The sequence below is a fragment of the Streptomyces sp. cf386 genome (assembly GCF_900103585.1).
Lineage (GTDB): Bacteria > Actinomycetota > Actinomycetes > Streptomycetales > Streptomycetaceae > Streptomyces.
In genome coordinates this window covers 149,280-161,238 of record NZ_FNHV01000011.1, presented here as the reverse complement: position 1 = coordinate 161,238, position 11,959 = coordinate 149,280, and the positions used below count along the sequence as shown (strand labels likewise).

The following is an 11,959-nucleotide window of genomic DNA, read 5'->3' as shown; positions in this document are numbered from 1 at the left end:
GGGCCCGGGCGCGGGTCACAATGAGGGCGTGAGTGACTCCAGTCTGTCCGCCCTGCCCGCCTCCGATCGCCCCGACGTCGCCGCCCGGCTGCGGGATGCCCTGCTCAGGGCCTCCTTCACCGCCGACGGGCTGCTCGAACTGCTCGGCGCGCCCGCGTACGCGGCGCTCGCGCGGAGCGAGACCGTGCCCGCGCTCCGGGCGACCCGCGGAGACACACCGCTGGAGGCGCTCGTACGGCTGTTCCTGTTGCAGCAGCCCGTGCCGCACGCGCGCGTGGCGGGCGTTCTGCCTGTCGACGCGTGCCTGGAGAGCGGGTGGCTGGTCAGGGTCGGCGAGCACTCCGGTGACGCCGACGGCGACCTCGCCGCGACCGTGGACGTACGACCGTACGGCGGGCCCGGGGGCGAGGACTGGTACATCGTGTCCGACCTGGGGTGCGCGGTCGGTGGGGCGGGCGGCATCGGGAACAAGGGCGAGGGGGTCGTCCTCGGGGTCGGCGGGGCTTCCACGACGCTCGCCGGCATCACGGTCCGCAGGCCCGTCGCCTCCGCCCTCGATGTCGGTACCGGCTCCGGCATCCAGGCGCTGCACGCCGCGCAGCACGCCACGCGCGTGACGGCGACCGACCTCAACCCGCGCGCGCTGCACATCACCGCGCTGACGCTCGCGCTGTCCGGTGCGCCGGCCGCGGAGCTGCGGGAGGGCTCGCTGTTCGAGCCGCTCAGGAACGGCGAGACGTACGACCTGATCGTGTCCAACCCGCCCTTCGTGATCTCGCCGGGCGCGCGGCTGACCTACCGCGACGGCGGGATGGGCGGGGACGATCTGTGCCGCTCGATCGTTCAGGGGGCGGGGGAGCGGCTGAACGAGGGCGGATTCGCGCAGTTCCTCGCCAACTGGCAGCACGTGGAGGGGGAGGACTGGCAGGACCGCCTGCGGTCGTGGGTGCCGCGCGGGTGTGACGCCTGGATCGTGCAGCGCGAGGTCCAGGACATCTCTCAGTACGCCGAGCTGTGGCTCAGGGACGCCGGTGACCACCGGGGTGACGTGGCCGAGTACCAGGCGCGGTACGACGCGTGGCTGGACGAGTTCGAGGCGCGCAAGGTGAAGGCCGTCGGGTTCGGGTGGATCACCCTGCGGAAGGCATCCGCCGCCGTGCCCTCGATCACGGTGGAGGAGTGGCCGCATCCGGTCGAGCAGCCGCTCGGCGACACGGTCCGGGCGCACTTCGAGCGGCTCGACTACCTGCGCGTCCGCGACGACGCGGCCCTGCTGGAGGACCACTTCAGGCTCGTCGGCGAGATCGTGCAGGAGCAGGTCGGGCTGCCCGGCGCCGAGGACCCGGAGCACGTCGTGCTGCGCCAGCACCGCGGCATGCGCCGGGCCACCCAGGTGGACACGGTCGGCGCGGGGTTCGCGGGCGTGTGCGACGGTTCGCTGAGCGCGGGCCGCATTCTGGACGCGATCGCCCAACTGATGGGCGAGGACCCGGTGTTGCTGCGTGACCGTACGCCCGCCCAGATCCGGTTGCTGGTGGAGCAGGGGTTCCTGGAGCCGGCCGGCGGGCGGTGACGGTGACTGTCGGGGGTGGCGGGAGGGTGCGTTGACCGTGACTGTCGGGGATGGCGGGAGGATGCGGTGACCGGGTTTTCGGGCACGACGTGGTCCGCGATCCCGTTGCCGTACGACGGCTGATCGGTTACGTCTTCGGCGCCGACCCAGGCCTGTACGAGTGGCTCTCCGCCGTCGACAACCTGCGCTACTTCGCCGAGTTGTTGTCGCCGCCCCTGCCGCACTGGATGCAGACCGTCGGCGAGGCCCTTCCGCGCCGGGTACTTGCTCCTCGCCGTACTGCTGCTGAGCCTCTTCGAACATGGCAGCAGGCGGCGCGCGCACGACGATGAGTTGGCCTGCGACGTCGCGATGAAGGAGATCGCGCTCCCGGACGTGCCGATGGACGCGAGCGAGACCTCGCATCGCCCGCGCCCGCAGCGAGGCCCAGCACGCGGCGCGGCTGCGCGGGCATCCGCATGTGGCGACGGTGCACGACGTGGTGGTGCACGAGGGGCTGCCCTGGATCGTCATGGAGTACGTGCCGGGCGCGGTGGACCTTCAGGAGATCGTACGGAGTTCCGGGCCGCTGACGCCCGTTCAGGCGGCCCGCGTCGGGCTCGCCCTGCTCGACGCGCTGACCGCCGGGCACCGGATCGGCATCCTCCACAGGGATGTGAAACCGGCCAACATCCTTCTGGCGCCGAACGCTTCGGGCGACCCCTACGCGCGCGTGCTGCTCACCGACTACACCGCCACGGGGACTTAGCGACGCTGACGGCCCTGCTCGACGAGGACCCGACGCCGCCGGTCCGGGTGGGCGAACTGGCGCCTGTGCTGCAGGGGTTGCTGGTGAAGGACCTGGTGCGGCGGTCGGCGCAGGAGGTGTTGGGGCGGGGGTTGGGATGGGCGGTGCTGGGGGTGGCAGGGGCATTAGGGACGCCGGGGGCGGCGGGGGTGCCGGGTGCGCCGGGGCGGCGGGCGTGTCGGGTGCAGGGCTCGGGGTGCCGCCGAGGGCGCCGGGTGGTTTTGGACCGGCGTCCGGTGCCCCGCAGACGCCGGGTGCGGGCCCGACTCCGAACACCCCGCAGACACCGGGCACTCCGACGGGGGTGTCGGGTGGGGGGGCTGGCAGGGGTGGTGGGGCGGGTGGGGTCGCCGGGCATGAGGGCTCGGAAGGGCCTGCGGGTCCGGGCGGGTCCAGGGCGGGAGGTTCGGACGTTCCGGGGACAGGCGTTCCGGGAGGCGGTGGGTCAGGCGTCGGTGGTGTGGTGGTGGGTGGTTCGGCGGTGGGTGGTCCACGCGGTGACGCTCCGGCAGCCGGTGGTCCGGGAGCTGACGGGCAGGGAGCCGGTGAATCCGGTGGCGGTGGCCCAGGAGCCGGTGGTCGCGCAGTCGGCGGTCCCGCCTTGCCCGGGGAGACGCCCGGATCGGCGCCGGGGCGGTGTGGTCGGGGACGCCCTTCAAGTCGGTGCCGAACCTCGGGGTCGTGGACCTGCGACGACGACTGGCCGGACGGGCAGGTCGTGGCGGTCGACACGGCCACCGACTTCGCCGACGCCCGCGCGGGGGGCGCCCGGCGCTGCGCGAACCAGAGCACGGCGATCGCCGAAGCGCTGCCGGACGCGGCCGGCTACGTCGTCGTACCGACGAACGAGGGGTTCGCCGCGGCGAACAGCGGTACGGCATGTCTCGTACTCGGGCGGCATGCCGCGATAGGCGGCGAGGTGGGCCGTTTCCGCGACGACGGCGAGAACCTGTGGGTCGGGCAGATGAGCGTCGGCGACCGCTGGGTCTACGAGGAAGAGGACGAGGGTTACAACGCTCCGTTGATCGACTGCGCCGAACCGCACACCGACCAGGTCATAGGCATGGTTCAGGCGCCCGGCGAAATGAGCCACAAGAACGGCTCCGACAACGCCACCGAGCTGTGCGGGAACAAATTCGAGTCGGTCTGGGCGCCGGGTCCGGAGCGGACCGTCTATGGCTGGATCGTGGACGAGGAGGACTGGGAACAGGGCTTCAACAAGGTCGTGTGCACGGTCAGCAGGTCCGACGCCAAGAAGACGACCGGAAAGATACCCGCGCCCGGTGAGGTCTGAGGTGGGTGAGGTCCATGAGGGGGAGGAGGGGGAGGAGGGGGGTGGGGCTGCTGTGGTGGGCGGGAACACGGGGCGTTGAGAGTCCACAGCCGCGTCGGCCCCGCGTTCACCTGAGGTTCGCCTGTGCGCCGTCCGCGCGTGTCAGCCTCGCCGGGCTGGGCGGTCGTGGACGGGAGAAAAGGGGCAAGCGGAACCATGGAGAGAGGACCGGCGATCTTCGCTGGGGTGGTGTTCGCCCTGTTCGGAGGAGGGCTGCTGGTGTGGACGGCGGTCCGGGTACGGCAGCGCCGGCCCGTCGCTCAGGGTGTGAGCCCCGTCGCATCGGCGACGCTGGCCGGCCTGGTCTCGGTGATCGCGCTGACCCTCGGAACGTGGTGCTTCACCCGCCTCTGAGAACGGCCCATGAGCTGGGCGGCGGATAATTGGGAGGCCCACTTCCGGAAAGGCTCGAAAAGGCCGGTGGGCACTCCGGGCGGCAGGAATGGCGGAAGTCGGGTTACCGTTCGAGTGGCCGTTGCGGGCTTTTCCCGTTTGACAACGGGGCGGGATGTACCGTCACACTCCGCAGCGTCACCACCACCCGACCCCAGGGTCCAGCGACCCCGGGGAGGCCCAGCGTCGACCGGAGAGAAGAGCGAAGTTGTCCCCGACCAGCGAGACCGCACAGGGCGGCCGCCGACTCGTCATCGTCGAGTCGCCTGCCAAGGCGAAGACGATCAAGGGCTACCTGGGCCCCGGCTACGTAGTCGAAGCGAGCGTCGGGCACATCCGCGACCTCCCCAACGGCGCCGCGGAGGTGCCGGAGAAGTACACCGGCGAGGTGCGCCGCCTCGGCGTGGACGTCGAGCACGACTTCGAGCCGATCTATGTGGTCAACGCCGACAAGAGGGCGCAGGTCAAGAAGCTCAAGGACCTGCTGAAGGATTCCGACGAGCTCTTCCTCGCCACCGATGAGGACCGCGAGGGCGAGGCCATCGCGTGGCACCTCCAGGAGGTGCTCAAGCCCAAGGTCCCGGTCAAGCGGATGGTCTTCCACGAGATCACCAAGGCCGCGATCCAGGCCGCTGTCGCCAACCCGCGCGAGCTGAACCAGAAGCTGGTCGACGCCCAGGAGACCCGCCGCATCCTCGACCGCCTCTACGGCTACGAGGTCTCGCCGGTCCTGTGGAAGAAGGTCATGCCGCGTCTGTCGGCGGGCCGTGTGCAGTCCGTCGCCACCCGACTCGTCGTCGAGCGGGAACGCGAGCGCATCGCGTTTCGTTCTGCTGAGTACTGGGACCTGACGGGCACCTTCGCGACCGGCCGCGCGGGGGATTCGTCGGACCCGTCGTCGCTGGTCGCCCGCCTGCAGACCGTCGACGGCAGGCGGGTCGCGCAGGGCCGCGACTTCGACTCCCTGGGACAACTCAAGAGCGCGAACACCCTCCACCTCGACGAGGCGAACGCCCGCGCCCTCGCCGCCGCCCTGGAGAACACGCAGTTCTCGGTGCGGTCCGTCGAGTCCAAGCCGTACCGCCGCTCGCCGTATGCCCCGTTCCGTACGACGACGCTGCAGCAGGAGGCCAGCCGCAAGCTCGGCTTCGGCGCGAAGGCCACGATGCAGGTCGCGCAGAAGCTGTACGAGAACGGCTACATCACCTACATGCGTACGGACTCCACGACGCTGAGCGACACCGCCGTGGCGGCCGCCCGCGCCCAGGTCACGCAGCTGTACGGTGCCGACTACCTGCCGTCCGCCCCGCGCACCTACGCCGGGAAGGTCAAGAACGCGCAGGAGGCGCACGAGGCGATCCGCCCCTCCGGCGACCGCTTCCGCACGCCTGCCGAGACCGGGCTGACCGGCGACCAGTTCAAGCTCTACGAGCTGATCTGGAAGCGGACGGTCGCCTCGCAGATGAAGGACGCGACCGGCAACTCGGTCACGGTCAAGATCGGCGGCGCTGCGGCCGACGGGCGGGACGTCGAGTTCAGCGCGTCCGGCAAGACGATCACCTTCCACGGCTTCCTGAAGGCCTACGTCGAAGGTGCCGACGACCCGAACGCCGAGCTGGACGACCGCGAGCGCAGGCTGCCGCAGGTCGCCGAGGGCGACGCGCTGAGCGCCCAGGAGATCACGGTCGACGGGCACGCCACCAAGCCCCCGGCCCGCTACACCGAGGCCTCGCTCGTCAAGGAACTGGAAGAGCGCGAGATCGGCCGCCCGTCGACGTACGCGTCGATCATCGGCACGATCCTCGACCGCGGCTATGTGTTCAAGAAGGGCACGGCACTCGTCCCGTCCTTCCTGTCCTTCGCCGTGGTCAACCTCCTGGAGAAGCACTTCGGGCGGCTCGTCGACTACGACTTCACCGCCAAAATGGAGGACGACCTCGACCGCATCGCGCGCGGCGAGGCGCAGGCGGTGCCGTGGCTGAAGCGGTTCTACTTCGGCGAGGGCATCAGCAACGGCGACGCGGCCGACGCCGGCAACGGCGACGGGGACCACCTCGGTGGCCTCAAGGAGCTGGTGACCGACCTGGGCGCGATCGACGCGCGCGAGGTGTCGTCGTTCCCGGTGGGCAACGACATCGTGCTGCGGGTCGGCCGCTACGGCCCGTACATCGAGCGCGGCGAGAAGGACTCCGAGAACCACCAGCGCGCGGACGTCCCCGAGGACCTGGCGCCGGACGAGCTGAGCGTGGAGCTCGCGGAGGAGCTGCTCGCCAAGCCGAGTGGCGACTTCGAGCTGGGCGCCGACCCGCAGACGGGCCACCAGATCATCGCCCGGGACGGCCGCTACGGCCCGTACGTCACCGAGGTGCTCCCCGAGGGCACCCCGAAGACCGGCAAGAACGCCGTGAAGCCGCGTACGGCCTCGCTCTTCAAGTCGATGTCGCTGGACACCGTGACGCTCGACGACGCGCTGAAGCTGATGTCGCTGCCGCGTGTCGTCGGCGCGGACGCCGAGGGCCAGGAGATCACCGCGCAGAACGGCCGCTACGGGCCGTATCTGAAGAAGGGCACGGACTCGCGCTCGCTCCAGACCGAGGACCAGCTCTTCACGATCACCCTCGAAGAGGCGCTGGCGATCTACGCCCAGCCCAAGCAGCGGGGTCGTGCGGCCGCCAAGCCGCCGCTGAAGGAGCTGGGCACCGACCCGGTGAGCGAGAAGCCGGTCGTCGTCAAGGACGGTCGCTTCGGGCCGTACGTCACCGACGGGGAGACCAACGCGACCCTGCGCTCCGGCGACAGCGTCGAGACGATCACCCCGGAGCGTGGCTTCGAGCTGCTCGCCGAGAAGCGCGCGAAGGGGCCCGCCAAGAAGACGGCGAAGAAGGCCCCCGCGAAGAAGACGGCCGCCAAGAAGGCCGCCCCGGCCAAGAAGACGGCCGCCAAGAAGACCGCGGCGAAGAAGACCACGACGGCCGCGAAGAAGACGACGGCGAAGAAGGCGGCGGCTTCCAAGACGGCGACGGACGACTGAACCAGCCCCTTTCCAGACGGCTGAACCGCCCTCATCACGAGGGCCGACCGGTCTCCGTGAGGACCAAACTGGTTCTTATGGAGGCCGGTTGACGTTCCGGTTCTTCACTTCCGGTTCGCAAAACGAACGCCTCGGCATCAGTTTGGTGTCGGGTCGTGCGTGCGTTCGGGCGCGCCCGCCGGGCTGTCGGTGGGTCCCGATAGGCTGAAAGCATGACCCGTGCCGAGCAGACAACGGCTCAAGACACTGCCCCCGACGACTCCCTGGCCGCGGACTCCCGCGAGCGTGCCGTCCGCGCCCTCCTGCGCCGACCGCAGCTCAAGCGGCTCTGGAGCGCGCAGCTGGTGGGCGGTGTCGGCGACATCCTCGCCCTTCTTGTGCTGGTTCTGCTGGCACTTCAGGCGGCGATCGCGGAGGGGTCGTTCGGCGGTGGGTACCGGGGCGTGGCGTTCGCAGTGGCGACCGTCTTCGGTGTGCGCATCCTGGCCACGCTGCTCTTCGGCGCCGTACTCCTGGGCCCCCTGACATCGCTCACCTCCCAGGAGGGCCCGCTCGACCGGCGCTGGACCATGGTCGGCGCGGACGGCCTGCGGGTCGGCCTGCTGATCGTCGCGCCCCTGTGGATCGACTGGACGCCGGACAACGCGCTGGCCGTTCTCTTGGTCACCGTCTTCGTGACCGGCGTCGCCGAGCGTTTCTGGACGGTGTGCCGGGAGAGCGCGGCGCCCGCGCTGCTGCCGCCCCCGCCGCCGGAGGGCGCGACGGTACGACCGCTACCGGACCACATGGACGCCCTGCGCCGCCTGTCGCTGCGTACGGGCTTCGTGGCGATCCCGCTGGCCGCCGCCGCACTCGTCGTCGCTGCCCTGCTCAACAACCTGCTCGGTGCCGGGCTCGACTGGTTCGAGCAGCACCAGGCGGCCCTCGCGTCGTATGTCGCGGCCGGTCTGTTCGCCGCGTCCCTGTCCGTGCTGATCTTCCTGGAGCTGCCCGACACGCGCACCCCGCGCGCGCGGTCGCCGCTCGAGGGGCTGCGCCGGCCGAAGACCGGCTCGGGCGTCGACAAGGGCCGTACCGGCGCGATCCCGCTGCTGGTGACGGCGTGCGCGGCCGTCACCGGGGCGGTGTCCGCCGCGGTCGCCGTGGCCGTGCTGCACGCCAAGGACCTGGGCGGCGGGCCGGTGCTGTACGGCCTGCTGGTGCTCGCGCTGACCGGTGGCGTGGTCGTCGGCATCCGTAAGGCGCCCTCCGTGCTGCCCGCGCTGTCGCGGCGACGGCTGCTGGCGCTGGCGATCGCCCTCACCGGCGTGGCGCTGCTGGCCGCCGGCCTCGTCCCGGACGTCACCACCGTGCTGCTGATCATCGCGCTGGCCGGGATCGGCGCGGGCGTGGCCGCCAACACCGGGCACACCCTGCTGGATCAGGAGGCCGAGGAATTCCGGCGGGCGCGGACGACGGAGCATCTGCACGCGGTCGCACGGGTCTGCGTGGCGCTCGGCGCGGTGATCGCGCCGCTGGTGGCCGCGCTCATCGGGCCGCACCGGCTGGAGAGCGGCAAGTTCCTCTTCGCGCACGGCGGCGCCGCGTTCACGCTGATGCTGGTCGGGGCGCTGCTGCTGCCGGTGGCCGCGCTGGTGCTGGCCAAGGTCGACGACCGCTCCGGCGTACCGCTGCGGCAGGACCTGCGGGACGCGGTGCTCGGTGGCGACGACCCCGAGCAGGTGCCCGCGACCTCCGGTTTCTTCATCGCCCTGGAGGGCGGCGACGGCGCCGGGAAGTCCACCCAGGCCGAGGCGCTCGCCGAGTGGATCCGCGGCAAGGGCCACGAGGTCGTGGTCACGCGCGAGCCCGGGGCGACGCCGGTCGGCAAGCGGCTGCGGTCGATCCTGCTGGACGTGTCGAGCGCGGGGCTGTCGCACCGGGCGGAGGCGCTGCTGTACGCGGCGGACCGCGCGGAGCACGTGGACACGGTGGTCCGGCCGGCGCTGGAGCGCGGCGCGGTCGTGATCTCGGACCGGTACGTCGACTCCTCGGTGGCGTACCAGGGAGCGGGACGTGACCTGTCCCCGACCGAGATCGCCCGGATCAACCGCTGGGCGACGAACGGACTCGCCCCGCATCTGACCGTGCTGCTCGACGTCTCGCCGGAGGTCGCCCGCGAGCGGTTCACCGAGGCGCCGGACCGGCTGGAGTCGGAGCCGGCCGAGTTCCACACGCGCGTGCGCTCCGGCTTCCTGACGCTGGCCGCGTCCGACCCCGGCCGGTACCTGGTGGTGGACGCGGGCCAGGAGCCGGAGGGCGTGACGACGGTCATCCGGCACCGGCTCGACCAGATGCTGCCACTGTCCGAGGCGGAGATCCAGGCGCAGGAGGAAGCGCGCCGCAAGGCCGAGGAGGAGGCCCGCCGCAAGGCCGAGGAAGAGGCCGCCCGCAAGGCCGAGGAGGAGCGCCTGGAGCGCGAGCGCCAGGAGCAGCTCGCCCGGCTGCGCGCCGAGGAGGAGGAGCGCAAGCGGCGCGAGCTGGAGGAGGCGCAGCGGCGCGAGGCCGAACGGCAGGCGGAGGAGGCCCGGCTGCGGGCCGAGGAAGCGCGTCGGCGTGCCGAGGAGGAGCGGCAGCGGCTCCTCGCGGAGGAAAAGGTGCGCGCCGAGGAAGAGGCACGCCGCAAGGCCGAGGAGGAACGGCGCCGCAAGCAGGCCGAGGAAGAGGCCCGCATTCACGCCGAGGCCGAGGCACGACGCCTGGAGAAGCAGCGCAAGGCCGAGGAGGCTCTGCTGCGGGCCGAGGAGGCCCGACGGCTGGCGGAGCAGGCGGCTGCCGCGGCGGAGGCGGGTCCGAAGCCGGCGGGTCCTGCGGCCGGGGCTGCCGCCGGGGAGGCGCTGACCGTGCCTACGCCGGTGGTGACGCCGGGGCAGGTGCCCGGTGGGGCGTCGGATGAGACGACTGTGTTGCGGCCGGTGCGTGACGAGGACCGGCGGGAGGCGGGCGGTGAGCGGTCTTCCGGTGGCCGTGCTGCCGGGGAGTCCGAGTCCGAGGTGACGGCGAAGCTGCCGCAGCCGCCGGCGCCTTCGGGAGCGGCGGACGAGACGGCGGTGCTGCCGCCGGTGCCGCCGGGTGCGGCCGACGAGACGGCTGTGCTCCCGCCTGTCGCCCCTGGTGCGGCCGATGAGACGGCTGTGCTCCCGCCCGTTCCTCCGGGTGCCGCGGACGAGACGGCGGTGCTGCCTCCCGTGTCGGGGGAGGGGCCCGCGGACCGGGTTCCGCGGGGGCTCTTCCGGGACGAGGACCGTACGCGTGAGCTTCCTCAGGTCGACGAGGCGGGGGCGCCACGGCGCAGGGCTCGCTCCGACTGGGCCGAGGAGACGCCGCTGGACGATCTGCCGACGTTGGCGGACGAGCTGCTGGGCCCGCATGAGGACGAGTACGGCGACGAGGGCGGCCGGGGGCGGGGTCGGCGGGGCTGAAGTCCGGTTCCGGACACGGGCCGCCCGAGCCGGCTGCGCAAGGCCACCCGACCCCGGTTGTCAGTGCCGCCCCGCACAATGGATCGGGCAAGGCGGAGTGTGACGAAAGGCGGCGTGACCCATGACCGTGTGGGACGACCTCGTGGGGCAGGAGCGGGTCAGTGAGCAGCTGGGCGCTGCCGCTCGGGACGCCGACGCCCTCGTCACCGCCGTCGCCACCGACGCACCGCTCCCCGAGGCGTCCAAGATGACGCACGCGTGGTTGTTCACCGGGCCACCCGGGGCGGGCCGGAACCAGGCGGCGCGGGCCTTCGCCGCCGCGTTGCAGTGCGTCAGCCCCGACCGTGCGCTCGGCGGTGCCCCCGGATGCGGCTTCTGCGACGGATGCCATACGGCGCTGGTGGGTACGCACGCCGACGTCACCACCGTCGCCGCCGTCGGCACCCAGATCCTCGCCGACGACATGCGCGACACCGTCCGCAAGTCGTTCACCTCGCCGGCGAACGGCCGCTGGCAGGTCATCCTCGTCGAGGACGCCGAGCGGCTGAACGAGAAGTCCGCGAACGCCGTGCTGAAGGCCGTGGAGGAGCCCGCTCCCCGCACGGTCTGGCTGCTCTGCGCCCCCTCCATCGAGGACGTCCTGCCCACCATCCGCTCCCGCTGCCGCCACCTGAACCTGCGGACGCCCTCGGTCGACGCCGTCGCCGACATGCTCGTACGACGCGAAGGCATCGAGCCCGACGTCGCAGCGGCGGCGGCCCGCGCGACACAGGGGCACGTCGACCGGGCCCGCCGCCTGGCCACCGACCCGGCCGCCCGCGAGCGCCGGGCCGCCGTGCTCAAGCTGCCCCTGAGGGTCGGTGACGTCGGCGGCTGTCTCAAGGCCGCCCAAGAGCTCGTCGACGCCGCCTCGGAGGACGCCAAGCAGCTCGCCGAGGAGATCGACGTCAAGGAGACCGAGGAGCTGAAGGCGGCCCTGGGCGCGGCTCAGGGCGGCAGGATGCCGCGCGGCACGGCGGGCGTGATGAAGGAGCTGGAGGACAAGCAGAAGCGGCGCCGTACGCGGACGCAGCGCGACAGCCTCGACCTCGCGCTGACCGACCTCACCGCCTTCTACCGAGACGTCCTGGCCCTCCAGCTCGGCACCCGCATCGCTCTCGCCAACACCGACGCCGAGGACGCCCTGGACCGCCTCGCCCGCGACAGCGCCCCGGAGGCGACGCTCCGCCGCATCGAGGCGATCGCCGCCTGCCGCGACGCGCTCGACCGCAATGTGGCGCCGCTGCTGGCGGTGGAGGCGATGACGATGGCTCTCAGAGCGGGCTGAGTCGCTCCGCGAGCGGGCCGAGTCGCGCCGCGGCACATTGACCGTGCGGCTCGA

At 72.2% G+C, this 11,959-nt stretch carries 8 protein-coding genes; all 8 read left to right on the top strand.

Going from position 1 to position 11,959, the window contains the following annotated elements; genetic code table 11:
* Window positions 1-28: 28 nt before the first annotated feature.
* Window positions 29-1,573 carry a DUF7059 domain-containing protein gene (locus BLU79_RS27630; protein ID WP_093908631.1) on the top strand — a complete coding sequence of 515 codons (1,545 nt, stop codon included), beginning with the start codon at window positions 29-31 and terminating at the stop codon, window positions 1,571-1,573.
* An 89-nt stretch (window positions 1,574-1,662) separates the two neighbouring features.
* Window positions 1,663-1,905: a hypothetical protein gene (locus BLU79_RS49255; protein WP_256333494.1), complete on the top strand. Its 243-nt coding sequence runs from the start codon at window positions 1,663-1,665 to the stop codon at window positions 1,903-1,905.
* A 128-nt stretch (window positions 1,906-2,033) separates the two neighbouring features.
* Window positions 2,034-2,321 carry a protein kinase domain-containing protein gene (locus BLU79_RS50085; protein ID WP_371131948.1) on the top strand — a complete coding sequence of 96 codons (288 nt, stop codon included), beginning with the start codon at window positions 2,034-2,036 and terminating at the stop codon, window positions 2,319-2,321.
* Between the two features lie 757 nt (window positions 2,322-3,078).
* A complete protein-coding gene (locus tag BLU79_RS48365) occupies window positions 3,079-3,654 on the top strand; it encodes a septum formation family protein (protein WP_256333504.1) in 576 nt (191 codons plus the stop codon).
* 195 nt (window positions 3,655-3,849) lie between these two features.
* Window positions 3,850-4,047, top strand: coding sequence for a hypothetical protein (locus BLU79_RS27615; protein ID WP_093908629.1), 198 nt, complete (start codon window positions 3,850-3,852; stop codon window positions 4,045-4,047).
* A gap of 247 nt (window positions 4,048-4,294) precedes the next feature.
* On the top strand, window positions 4,295-7,117 hold the full coding sequence (topA, locus tag BLU79_RS27610; protein WP_093908628.1) for a type I DNA topoisomerase: 2,823 nt from the start codon (window positions 4,295-4,297) through the stop codon (window positions 7,115-7,117).
* Window positions 7,118-7,329: 212 nt separating this feature from the next.
* A complete protein-coding gene (gene tmk / locus BLU79_RS27605) occupies window positions 7,330-10,578 on the top strand; it encodes a dTMP kinase (RefSeq protein WP_093908627.1) in 3,249 nt (1,082 codons plus the stop codon).
* 121 nt (window positions 10,579-10,699) lie between these two features.
* Entirely contained in the window at window positions 10,700-11,905 is a 1,206-nt protein-coding gene (locus tag BLU79_RS27600) for a DNA polymerase III subunit delta' (protein ID WP_093908626.1), read from the top strand.
* Window positions 11,906-11,959 lie beyond the last annotated feature (54 nt).

Excerpts from the sequence above, each read along its gene's own strand:
- BLU79_RS27615 (WP_093908629.1), top strand. The coding sequence starts at position 3,850 with ATGGAGAGAGGACCGGCGATCTTCGCTGGGGTGGTGTTCGCCCTGTTC.
- tmk (WP_093908627.1), top strand. The coding sequence starts at position 7,330 with ATGACCCGTGCCGAGCAGACAACGGCTCAAGACACTGCCCCCGACGAC.
- BLU79_RS27600 (WP_093908626.1), top strand. The coding sequence starts at position 10,700 with ATGACCGTGTGGGACGACCTCGTGGGGCAGGAGCGGGTCAGTGAGCAG.